General features: G+C 36.0%; 16 protein-coding genes. 11 read left to right on the top strand and 5 right to left on the bottom strand.

Features of this window, described 5'->3' with window-relative positions; all coding sequences use genetic code 11:
- Positions 1-46 precede the first annotated feature (46 nt).
- Complete coding sequence (locus tag IIF7_RS01265; RefSeq protein WP_139801245.1) at positions 47-1180, top strand: carboxypeptidase-like regulatory domain-containing protein; 1134 nt, start codon at positions 47-49, stop codon at positions 1178-1180.
- An 83-nt stretch (positions 1181-1263) separates the two neighbouring features.
- Here the strand turns inward: IIF7_RS01265 and IIF7_RS01260 are convergent, their stop codons facing one another.
- Positions 1264-3324: a tetratricopeptide repeat protein gene (locus tag IIF7_RS01260; RefSeq protein WP_084839849.1), complete on the bottom strand. Its 2061-nt coding sequence runs from the start codon at positions 3322-3324 to the stop codon at positions 1264-1266.
- Between the two features lie 148 nt (positions 3325-3472).
- Between IIF7_RS01260 and IIF7_RS01255 the strand changes: the two genes are divergently transcribed.
- Positions 3473-4720 carry an oligosaccharide flippase family protein gene (locus IIF7_RS01255; RefSeq protein ID WP_084839848.1) on the top strand — a complete coding sequence of 416 codons (1248 nt, stop codon included), beginning with the start codon at positions 3473-3475 and terminating at the stop codon, positions 4718-4720.
- Positions 4721-4848: 128 nt separating this feature from the next.
- Positions 4849-6051 (top strand): glycosyltransferase, encoded by a 1203-nt coding sequence (locus tag IIF7_RS01250; RefSeq protein WP_084839847.1) that lies wholly within the window; start codon positions 4849-4851, stop codon positions 6049-6051.
- A 7-nt stretch (positions 6052-6058) separates the two neighbouring features.
- Here the strand turns inward: IIF7_RS01250 and IIF7_RS01245 are convergent, their stop codons facing one another.
- From IIF7_RS01245 to IIF7_RS01235, 3 genes are read right to left on the bottom strand one after another with little or no spacing between them, the layout of a single operon-like run.
- Positions 6059-7612, bottom strand: a complete 1554-nt coding sequence (locus IIF7_RS01245) for a cellulase family glycosylhydrolase (protein ID WP_245801468.1) — start codon at positions 7610-7612, stop codon at positions 6059-6061.
- Positions 7602-8828, bottom strand: coding sequence for a hypothetical protein (locus tag IIF7_RS01240; RefSeq protein ID WP_084839846.1), 1227 nt, complete (start codon positions 8826-8828; stop codon positions 7602-7604). Before IIF7_RS01240 ends, IIF7_RS01245 begins: the two co-directional genes overlap by 11 nt.
- On the bottom strand, positions 8828-11917 hold the full coding sequence (locus IIF7_RS01235; RefSeq protein WP_084839845.1) for a hypothetical protein: 3090 nt from the start codon (positions 11915-11917) through the stop codon (positions 8828-8830). Before IIF7_RS01235 ends, IIF7_RS01240 begins: the two co-directional genes overlap by 1 nt.
- A 176-nt stretch (positions 11918-12093) precedes the next feature.
- Here IIF7_RS01235 and IIF7_RS01230 point away from each other — a divergent pair, with 176 nt between their 5' ends.
- The gene (locus IIF7_RS01230; protein WP_084839844.1) at positions 12094-13293 is read left to right on the top strand and encodes a response regulator; all 1200 of its coding nucleotides are present in this window, start codon (positions 12094-12096) and stop codon (positions 13291-13293) included.
- A gap of 64 nt (positions 13294-13357) precedes the next feature.
- On the opposite strand, the gene IIF7_RS01225 is transcribed toward IIF7_RS01230, so the two are convergent.
- Positions 13358-14356 (bottom strand): helix-turn-helix transcriptional regulator, encoded by a 999-nt coding sequence (locus tag IIF7_RS01225; RefSeq protein ID WP_084839843.1) that lies wholly within the window; start codon positions 14354-14356, stop codon positions 13358-13360.
- 160 nt (positions 14357-14516) lie between these two features.
- On the opposite strand from IIF7_RS01225, the gene IIF7_RS01220 reads away from it, so the two are divergent.
- The 7 genes from IIF7_RS01220 to IIF7_RS01190 all read left to right on the top strand — a co-directional run bounded on the left by IIF7_RS01220 (position 14517) and on the right by IIF7_RS01190 (position 24196).
- Positions 14517-16904, top strand: a complete 2388-nt coding sequence (locus IIF7_RS01220) for a TonB-dependent receptor (protein WP_084839842.1) — start codon at positions 14517-14519, stop codon at positions 16902-16904.
- Between the two features lie 10 nt (positions 16905-16914).
- Positions 16915-18279, top strand: coding sequence for a hypothetical protein (locus IIF7_RS01215; RefSeq protein WP_084839841.1), 1365 nt, complete (start codon positions 16915-16917; stop codon positions 18277-18279).
- 239 nt (positions 18280-18518) lie between these two features.
- Positions 18519-19394 (top strand): DUF808 domain-containing protein, encoded by an 876-nt coding sequence (locus IIF7_RS01210; protein ID WP_084839840.1) that lies wholly within the window; start codon positions 18519-18521, stop codon positions 19392-19394.
- Between the two features lie 237 nt (positions 19395-19631).
- Complete coding sequence (locus IIF7_RS01205; protein WP_084839839.1) at positions 19632-20312, top strand: response regulator transcription factor; 681 nt, start codon at positions 19632-19634, stop codon at positions 20310-20312.
- Positions 20312-21664 (top strand): sensor histidine kinase, encoded by a 1353-nt coding sequence (locus tag IIF7_RS01200; protein ID WP_084839838.1) that lies wholly within the window; start codon positions 20312-20314, stop codon positions 21662-21664. Before IIF7_RS01205 ends, IIF7_RS01200 begins: the two co-directional genes overlap by 1 nt.
- Positions 21665-21779: 115 nt before the next feature.
- Positions 21780-23099 carry a TolC family protein gene (locus IIF7_RS01195; protein WP_084839837.1) on the top strand — a complete coding sequence of 440 codons (1320 nt, stop codon included), beginning with the start codon at positions 21780-21782 and terminating at the stop codon, positions 23097-23099.
- Positions 23099-24196: an efflux RND transporter periplasmic adaptor subunit gene (locus IIF7_RS01190; protein WP_084839836.1), complete on the top strand. Its 1098-nt coding sequence runs from the start codon at positions 23099-23101 to the stop codon at positions 24194-24196. The genes IIF7_RS01195 and IIF7_RS01190 overlap by 1 nt, the downstream gene beginning before the upstream one ends.
- Positions 24197-24210: the final 14 nt, after the last annotated feature.

Raw genomic sequence — 24210 nt, 5'->3', positions numbered from 1 at the left:
ACTTTCTTTTTCTTAATTTAATTCCTTCAAAGTCTAAAATTTAAGAATGTCTTCTACATCTCACTTCCCAAAAGGGCTAATGTTGATTGTAATATTATTCATTTACAATTCTAATGGATATGCTCAACAAGCGCTGGTTTTAGATTCGCTAAGTCTAGAACCTATTCCCTACGCTAATCTGAATTTTGGCAATAATCAAGGAAGTGTAAGTAATGAAGACGGAATTATCTTTACCCCAAAAGATTATGAGGAGTACATTCTTTCTCATTTGGGTTATCAAACCAAAAAACTATCCTCGAAAGATCTTAAAGACACCTTATATTTAAAAGCTTTAGCGTATAATTTGGATGAAGTTGTTTTGCACAATTTTAATGCAAGAGATACCATTTTAAAAGCTTTTGAAAATATCCCAAAAAACTTTTTATCACAAGCATACAACCAGGAAGGAATATTTAGATATAGTTTAAAAAAGGATGGTAAAGGAGTAGAAATGATCGAAACCGACTTTCTTTCTTATAAAGCTTCTATAAAAGAAGAAAACAAAACCAAAATCTCTGAAGTAAAAAAGACAGAAAAATATTTGCTTGACTTAAATACCGGTGTTGCTGAAATCCTAAATCTAATGGATCTCTCACAGTCAAACGCTCCATTGATTGAAAAATTAAAAATCTTCAATTTTAGCTATGCAGGCCGAATTAAAAATTTAAACGAAAGTATTTATAAGGTCGAACTTTCTGATGACCAGGGTTTAGTCTCAGGACATATTTTTCTAAGCGAAAACAATCTTGCCTTAAAAGAAATTAAAGTTGAATATTTAAGAAACAAGATACCAGAATTAACTCGTGAGGAACCAAATTATACGACACGAGTTGCTTCGTTTATCAAATTCAACACCGATAATAGTAACAGACAATTTCTGTCGTACGCTGAAATAATTAATGATAAAAAAATACTTTTTGGAAATGATTCTATTTTTGATTTTCAGATAAGTAGTAAAATCGCTTTCAATAAATTAATTCAAGGAAAAAAAGTCAAAAAATTTAGAAGCAACTATAATTCGAAAAAGGCCTTCAATAAAACCGTGGCTAAATTCAAACAAAAGCAGCAATGGACCAATAGTGAAATGCTTCCCATGACTATTGAAGAATTAAATATTTTAAAAGATATTTATGCTAATTAATTCTATTTCGATTTTCTAAACCACATTGTCTTTACTCGATTTTCGATATTTTAGGGCTTCTTTTTATTTGCTTATTTCTGAACTTACCTCGTTTCAAAAACCGGCTTATTTAAAAAGATCCACTTTAATCTAAATCCAAATTCAGTAAAAGTAAAACCAGCTGCAGTGGCAGAAGCTATGTTACTTCGGGTTCCGTAAAAATTCGCTAAACAACGCTCTGAAAATTTATAACCAAACCTACCCTGGATACGATAAGTAGATTGCTTGGGATCGTCTTCGATAAACTGGTAACCGGTTGCTGCAGTTAATCCGTAAAACAGACTTTTGGCTTCCACAGCATTTTCATCCATCAAAAAGTCGACAAAAATCTCTACCGCATTAAATCGTGACGGACTAAAATAGATCGTTGGCACCTGATTCTTAAAACTTAAGAATTGATAATTTAGACCTCCTTTTAAAACCGGCTTCGAAAGAAAATTGTAATACAACGAGGTGAACAGCAAATTCCTGCTATTTTCATCACTCTGCGAACTGTAATAATACTGTGTAAACCAACCCAAATTAAAATTGGTGCCCATATTATAGTTCATGTAATAATTGTTCACTACGATTTCACGATCCAAAAGATCGGCATTGAAATTCTGCACTTCGCGGTTATAACCAACTTCCAGATCCTGCAATTTATATGGCTTGATCTTGAAAAAAGCCTGCGCTAAGAATTGATTATAATTATTACTGAAAGAGTTAGCCGAATTTATTCCTCCTAAAACATGAAAACTAGCTTTTGGATGAAACTTATAGCTTCCACCTAAACTAAAATTATTTGAAGTTGCTTCGTTTTCTGTAATGCTATTTCGGGTTTTTCGGTAATTATAATTGGCATTAAAACTCAGTTTTGTGCTAACTGGAAATTCAATATTGGTATTTGTAGCATAAGTTTTGTTATCTCCATTATCGAAAGTATAATTTATTTTCTCTTCTACAGTCGGTGTAAAACTTCGATCTAACTTCCCTAAGAAATTGGTCGCATCTTTTTGATTAGGAAACACCATTAAAGTTTGATAAGCGGCATCGTAAGCATTTTCGGTTTCACCATCTGCAAAATAAGCATTGGCAATTCCCAAATTTCCATCGAAAGAAGCGGTGTCTTTTTCTAATATCTGCTGATAATCGGCTATACTTTCTTTAAAATCACTTCTATACATTCCTAAAGTTGCACGCAGTGACAAGACCCAGTTTTCTTCGCCGTATTCTTTTATTAATTCTGAAATGTAAGCTTCAGCATTTTTAAAATCTTTATTCCAAACCAATGTTTGAGCATATCGTTCTCTTGAAGCCTGTATCGATGTGGAATCTCCCAGAACCTCAGCTTTTTCAATAGCTTTTTCAGCAAGCGTCTGGGCTTCTTTTTCATTTTCAGCAATATGCGCAGCAAGTGACATTCCGTTTAAAGCTACAATACTGTCTTTAGCGTTTTTGGCTAATTCCAGATATACATTTTTAGCTTCATCGGTTTCCTTAGTGATTAAGTAAATATTTGCTTTATTCAGCAAGGTTTCCCTATCACCAGAAAAATCTTCTAAATTTTCATTCAGCAAAGCGATCGCAGGCTCGTATTCCTGATTCTGCATTTTTTGATACGCAAATCCTAAACGAATATATTTTTTAGAAACCATCGCATTAGGATTGCCGGGAGAAGTTTCTAATGCTCTATTCACATAGATCAAAGCATTGTCATATTCTTTTAAATTAGAAAGTGTGTTGGCAAAGCCCAAAAGTGCTGCAAAGTTTTCTGGATACTTTTGTACAAGATCACTGTAGTAATCTTTAGCCTTATTAAAATGACTTCCCCATAAAAGTGATTCGGCATAATTTAGTTCTATTTCCAGGTCACCGGGATAGTCTTTCAGCAAATCGGTAAATATCGAAGTTGCCTTTTGCGGTTCACCGTTTAAGCCCACTGCCCTACCGTAACACAAATTTGCAGTTTTGTTATCTGGATATTCATTAAGAATACCTTCAAAAAAAGTTTCAGCTTTCGCAAAATCACCTTGCTCTAGATAGCCAAAACCTTCCTGCATATCTTGCGCAGTTACTAATTGAATGCCTAGAAACAGAAAAAATAATAGGTTAAGTTTTTTCATGGGTACTTGGTTAATTTTTGTAGTTGCAAGTTAAGCCTGTTTTGGTCTTCATTCATCTACATAAAACTTCCGCTCAACGAAATAGAATCCCTTTTCACTGAAATCTACTGGATATTTGTGCCGATAACTAATCTAAAACCGAACTAAAATGATTTTATCACAACTAAAGGTAAGAAAAATAACGCCGGAACAGTTTTTTATGCTGAGCGCAATGGGTGTTAATTTAGGAAACTACCTCTACAACCTGTTGTTAGGTAGAATTTTAGGACCAGAGCAATTTGCTAACGCTGCGATCCTAATTACTTTTTTACTGGTTTTGTCGTTTATCGCTATGACATTTCAGTTAAGCGTTGCTAAGTTTACCGCAGGTTACGAGACTGAAAAACAACTTCATTTCCTTAATTACGTAAAAAAAGCCAGTCTTATCATTGGAGTCGTGGCTTCGCTTGCTGTTGTTCTATTTGCAGGACAACTTCAAAATATTTTTAATACAGATAGTAAGTGGATGTTCGTGATTTTTGGTGTTGGGATCCCGCTTTACTTTTTAATGAGCGTTAATCGTGGTTTTTACCAGGGAAGCAAAAGTTTCTATAAACTTTCTGCAACCTATCAAACCGAAATGTTTAGCAGATTAGTGATCACATTGCTCTTGGTAACGCTTTTGGCTAATGGATCTTCGGTTTTAATTGCTTCAGGAATTTTGATCTCTTTTGTATTTGGATTGATTCCGTTTAAAAATAGCGGCAATTTTTTCGCAAAAGTGACCTTAGAACAATCAGATCGTAAAAGTCTTGTAAATTTTATCGCTATCACCGCTTTTTACGAGCTTACACAAATCATTATCAACAACAGCGACATATTACTGGTAAAGCATTATTTCGATTCTTACGAGGCCGGATTATATGCCTCGCTGGCTTTGATTGGCCGTTTGGTTTACTTTGTAGCCTGGATGTTCGTAATGATCTTATTGCCAACCGTTGTACAAAAAAAGAAAAATGGCGAAAATACCTTACCTGTGCTTTTTAAGTATGTTGGTTTTGTAAGTCTTTTAGCGATAAGTATAATTACGGTGACCTATTTTGTACCCGAGTTAATTATAGATATCATGTTTGGTGATGCTTATACCAGTATCGCACCTTTACTTTGGAAATATGCTTTAGCTACCTCTTTATTCGCAATCTCTAATGTTTTTGTGTATTACTTTTTATCGATCGATAAATACATGCCGGTAGCCTTGTCTGGGATCTTTGGTTTGGGACAGGTAGGACTAATTGTTTTCTTTCATAATAGTTTAGAACAGGTGGTGTTAGTACAGATCATTATTATGGTGGTGTTGCTTTTAATTCAACTTGCTTATTTCTTTTACCAACACAAAAAGAAAGCTCACCTACAGTAAATTACCGTTTATCGAAGAAGAAAAAATTAAGACAGGTTTATATAGATATTTGAATCATAATTAAAAAAATAAGATTTTCTAAAATAACTAACTCCTTCTAAAAGAGGATTTTTAAAACCAAATTTACCATGAAACTAGCAATCGTAACAGCGTTCCCTCCTAGCAAAGTAACTTTAACGGAGTATGGATATCATTTGGTAAAGCATTTTGCTTTAAAGGATGAAGTAGATGAGATCGTATTAATTACAGATCATACAGAAGAAGAAAAGCAAATTGACTTTGATGCTAATTGCAAGATCACGGTTAAAGACTGCTGGAAGTTTAACAGTTACGCCAATATTGTAAATATTTACAAGGCAATTTCAGCAGAAAAACCAGACGCTATTTTATTCAATCTGCAGTTCATGAAATTTGGAGATAAGAAAGCTGCTGCAGCCTTAGGATTAATGCTTCCTATGATCTTCAAGATAAAAAGAATCCCAACGATCGTTTTATTGCATAACATTCTGGAAACTGTAGATCTTGAAAAAGCAGGATTTACTCAGAATAAATTGATGCAAAAAATGTACAATTTTATAGGTTCTACACTTACAAGATTAGTATTACAAGCAGATCTTGTAGCCGTAACCATTAGTAAATACGAATACATTTTAAAATCGAAATACAGAAAAAAGAACGTAATGTTGATTCCGCATGGTGCTTTTGAAACACCGCCAGAGCCAACTTACGATCTACCAGCAGGTCCAAAAAAGATCATGACTTTTGGCAAATTTGGAACTTATAAAAAAGTAGAGATCTTAATTGAAGCGATCGAGAAATTAAGAAAAACCTCTAAGCAGGAAATGGAAATTGTAATAGCAGGAACCGATAGTCCTAATACGCCTGGTTATATCGAAAGCATGAAAAAGAAGTATAAGGATGTTCCTAATCTTACATTTACCGGTTATGTTGAAGAAAAAGATGTACCGGTGATCTTCGGAGAAAGTGCGGTAGTTGTATTCCCCTACACCTCAACTACCGGAAGCTCCGGGGTTTTACACCAGGCAGGAAGTTACGGGAAAGCAGTAGTGCTTCCAGATCTTGGTGACTTAGGGATTTTGGTAAGAGAAGAAGGCTATCGTGGCCAGTTCTTCACACCTTCAAATGTAGATTCTTTAGCAAAGTCTATCGATGCGATCATATCTAACGATGGATATCGCGTAGAGCTTGGTAAAAAGAATTACAAAGCTTCATGTTCTTTACCAATGGAAAAAATTGCCGATATGTACTTAGAGCAATTCCATAGAATTATGAACAAAAATTTTAAAAACGGAATGAGCGTAGTTCAATAGATTCGTGTTAGTGAGTTATATACTTAAAAGCAGGCTTAGGTTCTCCATTCTGGTCTAAAAACCCGAAGAATCTTTGCCTGCTTTTTCTCCATGGTAATCTACCTACCACCTGCGAAGTAACTTCCTCGAAATCATACAATGTCCAGGACATAAATGCAAGATCCGCTTTTTTAAAGAAGTCTTGCATTTTTTTATGGTAACCGGCCTGTGCTTCTTCATCTGTTCCAAAAGGATTCCATAAACCGTGATAAGAACTCATTCCAAATTCCTGCATCACCAGAGGTTTATTCGGAATTTCTTTTTCAAGATTACTGAAATCTGAAGCTAATTTTTCTAGATCTTTATAAAAATGAAAAGACACAAAATCTATTTTATCCTGAAGATTTACCGCAGCTTCTGGCGACGACCATCCAATCGTAATTAGATGATTTGGATCGTATTTTTTAATCTCATCTGCAACGTGAGATAACCATTGTAACACCAAATCCTTACCGCGACTTTCAAAATCCAGATCGGGTTCATTTTTTAGATCCCAGGCTAAAATTGCCGGATGATCTTTAAAAGCTGAAACGATCTCATCTGCATGCCGGTGGGTGAGCGTCCAATCTAAAACCGAATAATCTCCATAAAAATCGAACAAAGTGACCACTACTTTTAATTGATTTTCTTCGGCCAAGTCTAAAACCGTTCTTAGTTTCTCTAATTTCTGCGGAAGAACTTCAGCTTTTCCGAAATCTTCATATTGAATAAAAATCCGAATACTGTTTAATCCAGCATTTCTGATAATTTTAAAATCTTTAGCGATCGTATCTTTACTGAAGTTTTCTCCAAACATATCCCAGGGCGAATCCTTTGGATAATAATTAATTCCCTTAATCTGAAATTCGCTATTTTCAACAATTATTTTTTTGCCTTTAACTTCAGCAATCTTATTGGCCACAACCGAATCTTCTTGTGCTTTAGCCGATTGTTTTACCATATGCCGAATTCTCCAAAACCCATCTTCCAAAAGCATCATTACGCGGTAAGAAGAGGTGTCCTGATGCGTTAAAAGCTTTTTATCCTGCTTGTAAATTTCCTGATATTCGATCACCTCATCATCAGTAATCACCACCAACTGCCCATCTGCACTATAAAACTCTAATTTGGGATGATGATTTAAGGTGGTTGCCTCTAAATGAATATCATTTTCTTTATTAAATGCAATGGTTTTAAAAAGATTTACGCGAGAACTATCGGTATAATAATCTTCGATTCCGTAAGGATTATTGGTTTTATAAGCCACGTGTTTTACATACCAGGCGTTCAAATAATCCTGCTGAATTTCACCTAAAGTCTGCTGCTCCATTGGCCGGCCGGGATTTTCTAAACTTCCCCATTCGATATCTGGCAAATAAACATCTTTGCTCAACACCTCGGTATGTAACATTCCTGTGCGCTCGGCTCCTGTATTTAACCACGCCAAAACCGAACTTAATCCAAAAAGCACCAACGCATTTAGCGCCACAAAAGTGACGATCAACCCGGCACGATAAATATTTTTATTCATCTTATTCTTCATAACTCAGTTCTTCTGTGGTTTTGCTCTTTCCCAGGGCTTCAATTTTAAAACTATAGCTGTTTTCAGGATAAAAACTTTTGGTTAATCGAAAAGTCACGAAACCATCGTTCGAGGTTTCCTGCTTTACTTCAACTAGTTTATTTTGATGAAAAATATGCAATTTCACTACAGCACCATCGGGAATTAGCTGTTGCATAAAACTTTGCAGCGGCCCTATTTTGATGGTTCGGTTTCCGTTAGAAAATTCCACTTCAAAATCTTTTAAAGCTTGTGTAAAACTAATTTCAATTTCGTTACTTTCAGCCAAACCGGTCACGTAGCCTTTAATTTTCCAGGTATCGGGATGATCTGGATGAATTATTTTTGCCGTCGCCACTCCTTCGATCGAACTTCCTCTGGTGGTAAGCATTGTTCCAGCTTCATTTTCGATATAAAACGAGACCAAAGTCCCATCGCTAATCGTATTTCCCCATTCATCTTTTATTTCTGAAGTGGTAAATTCTGCAATCTGATTTCCATCGGCAAAATCGTGATTTCTGAATGAGGAGATCTGAAAATCTGTAGCGTTCGACGGAAAAACATTGGTAGTTAATTCGATCGAATTTACGCCCAAAATCGTCGAAGAAACATTGATATTTCCTGTTTTTCGATAGGCTGTAATGTTTCTCCAAGCCATGAGTTTATCAGTAAATATTTCTACGGAATCAATCTCCTCGTAAAACTGTTTATGCAGCATCACACTTGTGCTATCGGGCAAAGGATTATCCATCGCGTCCATTGGCACTACCACAAGCATCGAATAATCACGATCGCCCGCCTGAATACTTCGTGGCCCAAAATAACTTTCGATCACCGTTTTAGAAGCAACTTTTGGCAGAATCTCGAAACTTCCGGTTTGTAATTGTTCTTCGTCTTTGAGCAAAATCCAATTGACTTCCCCGCTTTTAGCACTTAGAAAATCAGGAATTAAAAAAGAAGCCTTATTTTCTGCAATCTTAGGTTTTAGAATCGTTTGCGAATAAGAATGATGAAGATAAAGTTTACAGCTTTTATCGATATTGTTGAATTTCAACTGAATTTTTTCGCCGGCTGTATATCGATCTTTGGCATTTACAAGCTCGATTTTTTCAGCATCAACTTCAGTATAAAAATATCCAAAAGAAGAGCCTAAAACGACCAAACTCAGCAATATGATGAATCTAATTTTTAGTCTCATTATTTTGGATTTCCAACGTAATTATTCAGTTCTAATTTAATGAAATTATAGCCTTTTCCTTCCAAAGCCTGCATTTGCTGTTTTGGATGATCTTCTTTACGATCTGGAATCACTTTTATGGCGATCTCTTTATTGGGCAAACCATTCACAAAAATATTCTCCATCGAAGAATTGATGATTTCTACTTCTTCAAGATTGGGCAAATCATAATCAAAATATTGTTTCCGCTGCACCCGTACGCCTTCTCGCATAAAATCCTGATTCACCCAAACAAGCTGTTTATTTTCATCATAATACGAAAAAATAAGCTCGGGAATGGTCACTTCCTGGATTCCGTAGTTAAAAAGTGTCCCAGAGATCTGGTCTTCAGCATAATTTACATCGGCCAGTGCTACATACTTATAAAGATCTGTATTGGCTACATTTCCCGCACATTGCAAATTAAATTTGGTAGGCGGTTCTGGCAATTCTACCGGAGTAAATTCATCTGGATTAAACGTCTCCGGAATTTTATCGTTTTTCCCCAACCAGGCGATCCCTTCAAAATCGACTCTAAAACTGCTAATTTCCTTCGGAAGCAATTTATGGCTCATCACATATTTTGCACTATAGCCGGCAAGTTCTTTGTTCTCCTGGTTGTATAAGGTTCCTTTGATCACCACATCGGCAGGCACATTATCGACATTCTGAATTTCGCCAATAATCGCATAACGATCGCCTTTTTTTACCAATTTTGCTGAAAGCACTTCTAAAACCGGCTGTTTTAAAACATCCTGATGATAGGTTTGCTGTGTGGTAATTCGCCGACGACCATGATTATAAAACTGCGTTAGATTATCTGAAAAAAGCTGATCTGGCGGAATATCCAGATCGTAAGTACTCGGTTTTATAAACCACTTTCCTCCTATTTTAATGACATCGTGCTCGTAGGTTTTGTCGATCTTTTCGAGCGGAGTGATCCACTCGGTATGCGCTAAGATCTTAGCCCTGTTCTTTGATTCGCTTAGCACTTCCAGCCCGATCGAATCCATTTTGGCGTAAGAACTTAAAATCCCGTCGGTCACTGAAACTTCAAGCATATATTGTGCGATCGTCACATCACTTTTTGGATCTAGATAAGAATGTGCTCTTTCAAACTCTTTAAAATCGAGCGCATCGTAATACGATCGCACTACGTTTTCAGCACTTATTTGTGTCGCATTTTTAATGTAAAAAAGGTAAATTCCGTAGAAAATGACGCCGCATAAAATTACCGCCCAAATATGACTAATCTTGATCAGCTTCCAGCTGAAACCGTCGTAATTAGTTTTAAATCTTAAAAAATCGGGTTTCTCGGGGATTTTGATCTTTAGCGTTTGAAACCAGATCAACTGAATATTAATAAAGAATGCAATCAAAACAGTGAGCACCGGAATCACGCCCCACATTATTTTAAGAAAAACAGGCACATCTTCTTTGGGTAAAATCTTACTAAGTGGCGGGACATTTAGTTTTTCCCAAACCATGATCCCATTTTCTAACTGCTGAAGCCGCTGCCACCCCGAAAAATATAAAATAGGATCGTAAAACTTATCGTTTGAAAATATGTATTTTAGGTTATATTTTTCTGGAACGGTTAAGAATTGCTGCAAAGAACCAATCCCTTCTACCCCACGGAATTTTGAATTTTCCAATCGCTCTACTGCCCTGGTGGTGAGTTCTGGTAAACGCCGGGCGCTATGATAATTTCCATCGACGGTTAGCGCATTGGTTTGCGCTGAAAGCCACGCCATCTGGTCGCCAAACCCTAAAGTCAAGAATCGCCAGTGATCATGCTGATCCTGATTTAGAAAATTGGTAATGGGCAAGGTTTTTATTTTTTGTGGCTGCATAGGCCTAAAATAGCCGAGCGTGATCGTAAAAATGCACATAAAAAGAAACATTCCTACTAATACAGCTCCTAAAACCCGATGATAAACCGCGCCTAATTTCTCCTGAATTTTCCAACGCAGATCACCTTCAGCAAAACGATATCCAAATTCACCGAATATCGGCAAAGCCATGATCGATGCCCACAGCGTAAATCTATCTAGAGTAAGAATATTAAAGGCGGTATCGCCCAGCATCATTCTGGGAATTGGTGTAGTTCCACCGGTTCCCAAAATGGTTAATAAGGTAAACGACAAACCGAAAAAGATATATCGTTTTGAATAATATCGATAAAAAATATAAGGTAACAGAAACAACAAAATTCCCCACGGAATGGTAAAGAATACCAAGCCAGAAGAAGTGACTTCTAAAAAGTTATCTCTACTCCCATGCGGAATTGGCACCTGAGTAATTGGATTTTTCTTTGAATTGATCCAATACGGCAAAATACAGGTCACGATGATGACCAGTGAAATTCCGCCAAAAAGAACGATCCTTTTAAAGGCTTCAAAAAACGATTTCAGAAAAACTTTAAAAGTGACTTCTTTGATATGGTTTACTCGCTCTCGCGAATTATCCATCAAGGCCATCCCGATTAACGGAAATATAAAAAATACCATTCCAAAGATCGGTGTTACGTGATGCGAGGTAACGGTAACCGCTAATAAAGAGATGGCTCTAACCAATGAACCAAGCTTCCCGGTTTTTATCCACATATAAATTTCAGGCATGCAATGCATTAGCACCGAAACTCCCACAATACTGGGTAACTGACCAAAAATATGCAGGGTTTCTACAAAAGAGGACGAAAAAACCGCCAATAGCGCTGCAAATCCCGCAGCCTTTCGATCTGCTAGCATCATTAGCGAAAATCGATAAACCCCAGTGATAAATAGAATGATACCAATAACCCCAACCGTGAATAACCCAAATTTTAGTCCGCCAATATAACTTAACAATCCCATCGCCTGGTGCACCAGCGGCGGATAACCCATTACGGTAAAACCCGTGTACCATTCGTAGTTCCAGGGTTCCCACCAACTATTGGCATAATGATCTGCAAAGAATAAATGAATCAAGGCATCGTAAGTATTTTCTATAGTAAAGAATATCGCCGTCCCATGAAAAAGAACGCCAATAATCAAAGCTACTATTAAATATTTATTAGTCTTTTCCTTCATTCGTTAGATAAGTTCTATAAAACTACGATAAATATAAAAGAATGTTCATTGTAAGAGCAATGCATTTATCGATACAATTTAACCACTCGTCTAACTAAAATTTGTTCTTCATCTAATATCCAACGTAATACACTCTAAATCAATCTACTTTTGAACCATATAAACACTCTAATGCCATGAAAATTTTAGCCATCGACGACCAGCAGTTAGTCCTTCTTCCTTTAAAGAGACGTTTAAATGAGTTGGGATATGAAGTAGAAACAGAAACTGATGCTTTAAAAGCTAAAGCTACTTTCGACAGTTTTCAACCAGATCTAGTGATCGTGGATATTAATATGCCTATAATTTCAGGAATCGAAATTATAAGATACATAAGAGGCACAAAAAATAGTAAAACGCCAATCATGGTCTTATCTGGAAACACCGATGATAATTTAATTGTTGAAAGTTTCGATTTAGGGGTTGAAGATTATATGAAAAAACCATTAAGTTTAGATGAAGTTTCAGCCAGAGTACGCCGTTTGATTGGTGCTGTAAACAAGGAGCAAAAAACTGTTTCTCACAATACCATTATCCAGAAAAGATGTGTGGGCGCAGTAATCCCATGCTATAATGAAGAGGATAGATTGCTAAGCAAAGAATTTACAGATTTTGTTGAAAAACACTCTGGATATCATCTTTGTTTTGTTAACGACGGAAGTAAAGACAATACGCTACAGGTTTTAAAAGACCTGCGTAAAGGAAGAGAAGATTACATCACTGTTTACGATTGTGAAAAGAACGGAGGAAAAGCTGAAGCAGTTCGATTAGGAATGCTACACATGGCCGAATATACCGACCTTGATTATATTGGATTTTTAGATGCCGACTTATCTACAGATCTTACAGATTTTGATGATTTGGTTAAAACGATAGAAACTTCAGATTTTAAAATTGTAAGTGGTAGCCGAATTTCCAGAATGGGTGCCAATATTGCGAAAGAATCGGCCAGAGAAATTATCAGCTTAACAATAAACTACATTATTAGAAAAATTCTAAGAATGAACTTTAAAGACACCCAATGTGGTGCTAAGATCATGGATAAAGAAGTGATAAAGATCGCTTTTAATGAACCATTCATTACAAAATGGCTTTTTGATGTAGAGATTTTTATGCGAATGAAAAAACATTTTGGAGCTGAAAAAGCAAACTCATTTATCTGCGAGCAGCCTTTAAAAAGATGGGTACATGCAGATGGATCTAAATTATCAATGAAAGATTCAGCAAAGATCGTTTTTCAGCTTGGTCATATTGCAGCGCATTACAATAAAAAACAGCAAACAAAAGTCGATAAAAACTTAGATTATGCTTTAGAATCTGGGAAGGTAAATGGATAAAACCTATCTGTTAAACCCAAGATTATATAATTTGAAACACTTTTTTTTAAAACTAGGATAAAAATTACTTTCTAATAGATTTACTAGGAGTGCAACCATAATATTTTTTGTACATATTTATAAAGTGGGGTACACTTTTGTAACCCAAAATTCCGGCCATTTCTGCTACTGTGTAATCCCCGAGTAGCGTTTTGGCCTTTTTCATTTTAAGTTCTATCACATATTGCCTAATCGTTTTCCCGTAAAGCTGTTTAAAACCATTTTTTAACTGTAATTCGTTTAAAACTACTTCACGAGATAGGCTTTTAATAGTTGGTGGATTAATAAAATGTTCTGAAAGGTAATAATAGGCTTTCTTTATTTTATCTACATGCGCAGGAGCCTCAAATTTTGATGTTTCTGAAATTTGCTGGTTTTCCTCAGATAAAAGTTTTAAAAATAGCTCTTTTATGCGCAATTCCAGGAAATAGATACTAAAATTAGTACTAGAATTATTTTGAGTTAGCTGAATAAATAAATTATGTAGATCGTAAGCTACCGGATTTTTTAATTTCCCAAAACTAAACACATTACCGCTTTTTACTTTTTCAAACAAACTATACTCTTTTGCCCATCTTTCATTACCCAAAAGTTCCAGAAATTTTTGAGTAGAAAGCATCACTACACTAAAATTAATATACTTATCGTCTTCAACCTTTATATTAAGTTTTACATCATCTGGCATCGAAGGCAGAAATCCCCAGGAAATAGAGGTATCACTTTTAATTAAAAGACGTTTAGATTCGTTAAAAGTGAGATAGGTTTTTGTATTTCCCTGCTTTAAATGAAGCACATAAATACAGTCATTGCTTGTTTCTAAAGCAATATTTGTTTTTTCTGCTGATTTAAGCTGAATATCGGCTATAAATAAATCATTACTGTAATTAATATTTCCCTTTACGAAAACTGACTTTTTACGCAATTCAATTTCCTCAAAAACAGGACTTTCTGAAACTACACCATCCGATAAGTCTAGTGAAAACAGGCTTTTTGAAGACTCTTTTAATTTAGATTGAATATACATAATTCGTTTTCAGTAATTTTTATTTCCAAAACAGAAACAATTTAAGGCTTAAATAAGTTTACTTTCGCGACGCTTATTTATAATTGGTTTAGATAAAAATAGAAAATTGAAATTACATCAAAGTATAATATTCCTCTTTATTTTTTCAGTAAGTGTTCTAATGGGACAGAACAGCTCTGAAAATCAGTATTCTATACAAGGATATGTAAAAGACAAAAATAATGATCCCATAAAAGGTGCGAATATCAATATTAGTAGTACAAAGCATACTTTCGATGTACAATCTGGTAAAGATGGTAAATACTTTCAGGCGGGATTAACACCTGGTGTTTATATTATCGAAATAAATACCGGTTCTTATCTGGAGCATCACCAAATTGTACTTTCTAATAAAAATCTGGAAAAGAATTTTATTATTGATGAAAGTAAAAACGCTTTAGATGAAGTGCTACTTAAGTTCACTTCTGTTAAATCTGAAATCGAGAAAAAAGGTTTTGCTGTAAATGTTATTGAAACTGAAGATGCCTCGCTAAGAAATATTCAAACCAACGAACTTTTAAATAGAACAGTTGGTATAAAAGTGAGACAAAATGGAGGTTTAGGATCTTCTGTAGATTATAATATTAACGGACTTTCTGGCAATGCTGTTAGAATTTTTATAGACGGGATTCCTATTTCAACCTATGGCTCTTCATTCGACCTAAACAGTTTATCCCCAGCATTAATCGAGAGAATTGAAGTTTATAAAGGTGTGGTTCCCGGGCATTTGTCTGACGATGCTTTGGGCGGAGCAATAAACGTTGTATTAAAAAAGGATACCAATAATCACTTAAATGCATCATTGTCTTACGGGTCTTTTAATACTACCCAGGCAAACTTTAATGGGATTTATAATGCTGAAAATTCAAACTTCTTTTTTAAGGCTTCTGGTTTTTATAACTACTCAGACAACGACTACGAAGTTTGGGGAAAGTTTGTTAGAAACATTCTACCTAACGGAAGATACGATTATGTAAGGGCTAAAAGATTTAATGATGCTTTTGAATCTTATGGAGCAGTAACCGAATTAGGTTTTACAGATCTTAAATGGGCAGATAAAATTAGTATTGGTTATAACAGATCAGATTTATACAACGAAATCCAACATGGGGCATTTATGTCTATTCCCTACAAAGGAAGATTTACTGAAGCTGCCGCTAATGTTTTTAACCTTAACTATACAAAAACAGATATCGTAAAAGGACTGGATGCTAATCTTACAGGAATTTACAGCCAAAGAGAACGAGTTATTAATGATACCGTAAGATGGAATTATAACTGGTATGGCGAAAGAAGTCTTGATATGGATGGTGATCCTATTTTAAGACCAAATGGTGCACAACAGGGGCAACCAACGATAGAAACTATAGATCGCGATATTTATACTTTTAGAGGCGGATTAAAATACGAGGTTCTAGAAGGACAAAATATTCTTTTTAACCACATGTATACCGATATCGACCGTACACAGGATGATATTATGCGTAGTGGCCTGGAAAGAAATTTTATGGAAAGACGTTACCTAACCAAAAATATATCTTCTTTCACCTATGAGGGAAGCTTCTTCGACGAGAAGTTAAAGCCTACGGTCTTCACCAAATTTTACCAACAACGTATCAAAAAAATTGATCCTGTTGTAGAACGGCAAAACGGAAGCGATGTAATCGTGTTTGATGAATTTAGTAGAAGTATTTCTGAAACCGGTTACGGTGGAGCCATTTCTTATTTGCTTAGCCCAGCAATAGTTATTCTAGGATCTGCAGAAAAAGCGATTAGATTACCTTCTGAAGGAGAAACCTTTGGTGCCCCTGGAGAGAATGTTGTTGGAAATTCAGATCTTAATCCAGAGCGTAGTGATAACTTCAATCTTGGTTTTAAACTGGGTCCTTATAAATATCTTAAACATCAAATTTCTATTTCTGCCAATGGATTTTTAAGAGATACTAAAGATAAATTAGTTCGCCAAACACAAACCAACCTAAATGATGCTGTACAAACTGCACCATTCGAAAATCTTGGAAGAACAGAGTCTATTGGGTTTGATGCAGAACTAAACTATATGTTTGATAACAATCTAAATGTACTGGTTAACGTATCTAAATTCGATACAAGATTTGCTAATAGATTAGATAGTAATGGCAACGTATTAAGTATTTATGATATACAAATACCAAACGAGCCATTCTTTACAGCCAATGCTAATGTTCGCTATTCACTAAAGAATATTTTCCAAAAGAATTCTTTAATGAACTTTTATTACAACCTAAGCTTTGTAGATTCTTTTTACAATATCTGGGTTCCAAGAGAACGTAGAGGAATCGAGGAGTTTGAGGTTCCTCAACAATATGTGCAGGATGCCGGTGTAAGTTATGCCTTCCCTAATATAAAACTGGTAGCCAGTTTAGATGTAAAAAACATCTTCGACCGCCAGGCATACGACAATTTTGCCGTTCAAAAACCAGGAAGATCATTTTTTCTAAAACTTAATTATACAATCACTAATTTTTAATTACCTAAATATGAAAAGAAATTTTATCAAGTTATTTTCTGGACTAGCAATAGTTGGATTTAGCGCTCTTACCGTAAGTTGTAGTGACGATGACACCCCAGGAGATCAGGGGGAAAACCCAAACCCTCCTTCTGAAACCGAAAGATGGTTTACCGTAGCCGGAGGAATCATGGACGAAACTCCTGGAAATGGGAATGGAGGAACTGTAATTTATTCGGTTTCTAAAGAAGATATAGAAGATCCTAATCACGAAATTCGTCTTTTCGAAAATGGATACCAGGTAAGATCTCAAAGAACAGCAAGATTACAGGCTTCAGAAGACGGTAGCACCATGTTTAATATTGCTTATGGTGGTGATTCTGGTGGTGAATTCTCTAAATATCTTGTAGAAGGAGGCGACGAGTTTGTTCCTACTGGTGGTGTTGTAAACATCTCTCAGTACGCTGGTACTGCACCAAGATGGGTAAAACTTTTTGATGGTGACCAAACAGGTGTTGCTATGAATGTAACTTCTCCTCAGGTAACTACAGATGACGATGGCAATTACCTTTACACAAGAGGTACAGCTACTGCAATCACTATCGATTTGCAGGATGCTCTAATCTCTAATAATAACGATTTTGAAGTGCCTTTATCTGAAGAAGAAGAAGCACAGGGTTTTCATATCTTTAGATTAGACACTCCGGTTTTAAATGAGGCAGGAGACAAAATAATAATTGGTACCTGGATGCGTAAAACAGATCCTAGCACTGGTGAAAACGATACTAACGATTTTGAAAGATTAGGCTCTAAAGCTATTGTTTTAGATTATCCTTCTCTAGAAAATCCTCAGGTTATTACTTCAACTCTAGGACATGGTGATACCAGTGGATATAGAAGTTTCAATAGCTTTTTAGCTGAAGATGGTAATATTTACCAGGCAACACAAAGAGATCCTAATGGTTCTTATATCCTAAGAATAAATTCAGATAACGAATACGACAATTCTTACGATTTTAGTTTAGATAGCGCGTTAGGTGTTCAGGGAGCTTACGTAGAAAGCTGGAGATATGTTGGTAATAACATCGCTTATGTAATGTATAGACATGATGGTTCTGCTCCTTCTAACTTCAACGATGGTGGTAGTTCACAAAGTTTCCTTGCAAGAGTAGACTTAAGCGCTATGACCGCTGAAAATGTAGACCTTCCTTACGATGCCGACATGTATTTCCAACAATACCAGGGATTCGCAGTTTACGAGGGTAATGTTTATGTTTCTATTTCTTCTGTTGGGCAGGATGGACATGTTTATATTATCGATGCTGAAACTGGGGAAGCTACTGAAGGTGCTCAGTTAATCAACGAGCCAGGAAATCACTTTGTAGGAGTATTCTAAAAAGAGATTCATAAAATTTATAAAAGCGGTTATTTCAATAGAAGTAACCGCTTTTCTTTTTCTTCAGAAAAAAAGAGTCTCAAATTCAACTATATCGCATCAGCTATTTTAATTCATTTTATCAAAATAGTTAAAAGCGCTTCTATAAAAAATCAATCTTCTAATTCTTAGCCTTAAGCGCATATTTCAATCTTTCAGAAAAGAAATAAATCTTATCTTCCCAAAAATTTTACATTTTTATGGCCTCTGGATTTTTCGCTTTGTTAGATGACATCGCAACATTAATGGACGATGTTGCAGTAATGAGTAAAGTTGCAGGAAAAAAAACTGCCGGAATTTTAGGTGACGATCTTGCTGTGAATGCTGAAAAAGCTTCTGGTTTTGTATCGTCTAGAGAACTGCCCGTTTTATGGAAAATCACCAAAGGCTCTTTACTGAATAAAGTAATTATCCTACCACTCGCGTTTTTGCTTAGCGCTTTTGTACCTACCGCCATTCATATCATATTGCTTTTTGGCGGACTTTATCTGGCTTATGAAGGTGCCGAGAAAGTATACGAGTTTTTCTTTCCGCATAAAGAGCATAAAAAAGTGAGTACTACCGAAAAATTATCGAAAGAGGAAATCCTGGAAAGAGAAAAAGGCAAGGTAAAATCGGCTATTTTAACCGACTTTATTTTATCTGTAGAAATTGTAATTATTGCCCTGGGAACGGTAGAAGAGGCTGAACTTCCTACTCAAATTGTAGTAGTTTCTTTAATTGCAATTATAGCCACTATTGGTGTTTACGGGATTGTTGCTCTAATTGTAAGAATGGACGATTTTGGCACTAAACTTATAAACCTTAACGAAGAAGACGATAGCTTCTCAGATAAGATTGGTAAATTTTTAGTGAATGCCTTACCAAAGGTAATTAAAGGACTTTCTGTAATAGGAACAATCGCTTTAATGCTGGTTTCAGGTGGGATTTTTGTTCATAATTTAGATTTTCTTCACGATATTTTTCCTAAAATCCCTTCCATTATTACTGAATTTTGCATTGGTTTAGTTGTTGGAATTATTGTTTTGATTGTGGTTAAACTAATCAGCAAAATCATTAAAAGTTTTAAAAAATAGATTCCGATTTTATATAAAATCGGCAACATTTTTTTAGTGCTATTTTAAAATTCAATCCCAAAAACATCGTTTACCTTTGTGCTTTAATTGAAATAAACTACCTCGGTGTATTATACACTTTGGCGGTGCCAATAAAACGAGGTCGCCTCAAGGATTATTTTAAAATAGTAATGAATGTGTTTTTCAAAAAATTTATATTCTAAACTTTAATTTTACTGAAAAGCCTAAGTATTAAAAATGAAAACTTTATTAGTCGAAGATAATAAACACCTGGGCGAATCTTTATGCAAAGGCCTATTGGAAGAAGGCTTTTCTGTACGTTTAGAACAGGATGGTTTTAAAGCTCGCGATGTAATTTTTCAGGAAGACTGGGACTTATTTATTTTTGATATAATGCTGCCCGGACTTTCAGGAATCGAACTTTGCGAACTTATTCGGTTTAAAAAAATAATTACGCCAATTATCATTCTTAGCGCTTTAGGAGAGCCTGAAGATAAAATTAAAGCACTAGACAAAGGTGCCGACGATTACCTGGTAAAACCTTTTCATTTTCAGGAACTCATTTCCAGGATTAATGCACTAAATCGCCGCACTAACAACTACCAGCAGCAGCTTCAGGAAGATTTATTTTGCAATAACTTAAAACTGAATTACAAAGCGCATAAAGTAGAACGCAATGGCATTGCTATTGATCTGTCACAAAAAGAATTTCTACTACTAAAAACTTTATTAGAACATAAAAACGAAGTGGTAAGCCGCCAAACCATTTTACAAAATGTTTGGAAAACCCAGCAAGACACTTATACCAATGTGATCGACGTTTATATTTCGTATCTGCGAAGTAAAATAGATACCAAAGGCGAAACTAAACTTATCCACACCATAAAAGGCCGCGGCTATATGATTGCCGAGAATTAATGAAAATTCAGAAGAAAATAACGCTAATTTCAAGTTTACTTTTTGGACTTGTTTTTCTGGTTTCTTCTGTGATCATTTATGTTGCCTTTTATCAGAGTTCAAAAAACATCTATTTTCAGGAATTATCACGAACTGCTAAAATCTCTGCGATGTTTTACCTGGAGCGTGATGAGCTTAGCCAAAAAGGATTTCAGCCCATCCAGGATGCTTTTTATAATCTAAGTGCAGACCAGGAAGTAAGTATTTTTAACGAAAACGGAAGCATCGCCTTTAATACCAAAGAATTAGAAAAAGATTGGAGTGAGAAAATCACTCAAATTAAAGAAAAAGGCAACCTCAATTTTAGGGAAGACGATACGTATTATCACGGCTTGTTTTATCAGGATAATCAGGGTGATTTTGTGGTTTTGGTAAAGGCTACAAATCCGTTAATTCAAGGACAAAAAAATAGGTTAATTGGTATTTTGGCGATTAGTTTTTTAATCGCTATGACGATTTTGATCGTGCTTACCTCCTATCTTTCTAAACTGGCTTACAAACCCGTTAGAGATATTATAAAACAGGTAAATCGTCTTAATTTAAACAAAACACCGCTGCAGCTTTCTTACAACAGTTCTAAAGACGAGCTAGAAGAGTTATTCCAAGCGTTTAATTCGCTTCTAAGTGAAATTGAAACCGGTTACGAACAGCAAAAAAACTTTGTCGATTTTTCTTCGCACGAACTTAAAACACCGCTGGCAAGTATTATCAATCAGTTGGAGATCGCTTTAAAAAAAGAGCGTGAAAATATCGAATATCAGCAAACATCGGCACGGGTTTTACAGGAAGCACAGCAGTTACAGCAAATTTTGGAACATTTGCTCACACTTTCTAATTTAAACCGAAAAATACAGTACAAAGAGAAGCTTAGAATCGACGAAATTATCTGGCAAATTATCGAGAAGCTTTCTGAAGTTTATCCTGAAGAAAAATTCCAGGTGAAATTAGAGGTTTTGCCTGAAGATTTTAGCGCGCTTCTGTTTAAAGGAAATGAAACCTTGCTGTATATGGCGCTTTTTAATTGTATCGAAAATGCCGCTAAATTTTCTGAAACCAAACCGGTGTCGATCAGGATTTTTAAAGAAAAAAATCAGTTGCAAATTGAAATTTTAGATCACGGTATTGGGATTTTAGAAAAAGACCTAAAATACATCAATCAGCCTTTCTTCCGCGGAAATAATACGTCTGGATTTCAGGGCAACGGATTAGGAATGAGCATTGCGCTTAAGGTTTTTCAACTGCATAAAATTGAATACACGATTACCAGCAAACCGCAGGAGTTCACTAAAATTCAGCTTCAGTTCCCACAGTGATTCTTATCATTTCACCCAACATTAAAAAATTTTAATCTGCTTTAATCTGTTTTTAATATCCTTCAAATTTTACTCTAAGCTTTGATTTCTTCTTTTGTTCCGAAGAAATTGAAGAATGAAAAAAAGAAGTCTATATCCCCTATTATTGATTTTCTGCGCTTACCTAAATGGATTACAGGCGCAAACGCAAGATACACTGGTGCTCGATTTGGAGCAGGCTGAAAATCTACTCTTAAAAAATAATTTACCACTGTTGGCCGAGCGTCTTTCTATAGATCAAGCAGCTGCTGAAGTGATCCAGGCAAAAGTTTGGCCCAATCCTACGCTTACGGTAGATGAGATGAATCTTTGGGCGACAGCTTATCAACAGCGCACCGGTGAAGCTCAACCTTCGCTTTTTGGCAGTGACAGTTTTGGGAATTATCGTCAGGTTTCAGCCCAATTAGAACAGGTTATTGAAACCGCCGGAAAGCGTAAAAAACGGGTAGCACTTGCAAAAGTTGAGCAAGAAAAAGCTCAGGCTTACCTGGAAGATTTTCTATTGAGTCTTAAAACCGAATTCAGGAAATCTATTTATGCGTTTAGGTTTCACGAGGGCTATGTTTTAATGCTGGAACGCCAGCTAATTTCGCTAGAAAGTATCGTAAAAGCGTATCAAAAGCAATACGACGAGGGCAATGTAAACAAAGCAGAACTCATACGCTTACAGGCATCGCTGCTTGGCATTAAAGACGATCTTATCGAAGAGCGAAAAATTCTTAACGAAAAAAATGAAGAGCTGGTTGTGATGCTTAACCTTACTGAAAGTACGCAATTATCGTTTCAGCCTAATTTTCAACTTAAGGAAACTTACCAGCTTCCGTTTCAGTATACGTTGAATTATCTACAGCAAGAAGCTTTAAAAAACCGACCAGATGTGGCGCTTAGCGCATTGCAAATTACACAAACGCAAAACGAATTGAGCTACGAAAAAGCGCAGGCTGTACCAGATGTCGCGGTTTCTTTGGGCTATGATCGTGGCGGGAATATTCTGCGCGATTTTATTGGAGTTGGTTTTTCGATCGATCTTCCATTTTTCGATAGGAATAAAGGCAATATTAAAAAAGCTGAATTTGCCGTAGAACAACAAAATTATCTCAACCAACACAAGCTGCTGGAAGTACGCGAAGAAGTGCGCAAAAACTACCAAAATGTATTACAAGCAGCTGCATTTTTTGATAGCATCGACGCCGATTATCTAACAGGTTTAGATAAAACGATGGATGCCTATACCGAATATTTTAAGCTGCAAAACATCAATATCATCACGTATATGGATTTTCTGGAATCGTATATCGATACCAAACGTAGCATCCTAGAAAATCAACAGGAATACTTTGACGATTTAGAAGAATTAAAATACAGCACCGGACTAGAACTTAAAACCCCGAACTAATGAACAGTATACACCGCATAAAATTTCCACTTGTATTTGCCTTTAGCACACTGCTTTTCATAGGCTGCAAAGAAGAACCTAAAAAAACCGAAACCGCACAGCAATGTCTTTCTGAAAAAGAATTTAGTGCCTTGCAGCCTTTAAAGATCACAAACGATCAGGTTGTGCGCAGCCTGCGACTTAATGGTGTTGTAGCTTACAATCCTAACGCCGTGGTAAACTATGTGAGCCTGGTGGGCGGGATTATCACCAACACTTATTTCACCCTAGGAGATAAAGTAGAAAAAAATCAGGTTTTAGCCGAAATAAAAAGTACCGAACTCAACGGGATAGAAGCTGAAATCAAACAACTAAAAGCCAATCTCGAGGTGGCAAAACGCCAATTGCAATCTACCCAAAGTTTCTATGACGATGGGATTGCTTCAGAAAAAGAATTGATTGCCGCGCAAAGTGAAAAAGCAAATTTAGAATCAGATTTACAAAAGCTGCAAACCAATCTTCAGCTGTATAGCGCCAGCCCGGAGAAAGGCGTTTTTCAAATAAAAGCACCTAGAAGTGGTTTTGTGGTAGACAATAAAATTGCCGCCGGAATGCAAATTGGTGCCGAAGGTGATCCTTTGTTTACGATTTCAGATCTGGATGAAGTTTGGATCAACGTAAATATTTATGCTACCGATATCGATGCGGTTGCTGAAGGAATGCCGGTTTCTATAAAAAGCAGCAGTTATCCCGATAAAACTTTTGAAGGAAAAATAGACCGAATTTCTAATGTGCTGGCTCCGGAAGATAACGTGCTTAAAGCCCGAATTGTTCTTGAAAACAAAGCGCTTTTCTTAAAACCCGGCTTGCGTGTAGAAGCTATCGTAAAAAATAAAACAGAAGAACAGGCTCCACATATTCCTGCAAAGGCCGTGGTGTTCAGTAATAATGCGTATTACACGGTTTTGCTAGATGATCGCTGCACGCCAAGAATAAGCGAAGTAGAAATTCTTTCGCAAGACGAAGACAGTTTCTATATCAAAGAAGGTTTAACCGAAGGTGACCAGATCGCTACCCATAACGCGCTACTGCTTTTTGAAAGTAGTGCTTCACTTTAAAAACCCCGGAAAGA

Origin of the sequence: Zunongwangia atlantica 22II14-10F7 (genome assembly GCF_002094855.1) — a bacterium.
In the GTDB taxonomy this organism is placed as follows: Bacteria; Bacteroidota; Bacteroidia; order Flavobacteriales; family Flavobacteriaceae; genus Zunongwangia; species Zunongwangia atlantica.
This window is presented reverse-complemented; position numbering and strand designations above follow the sequence as displayed.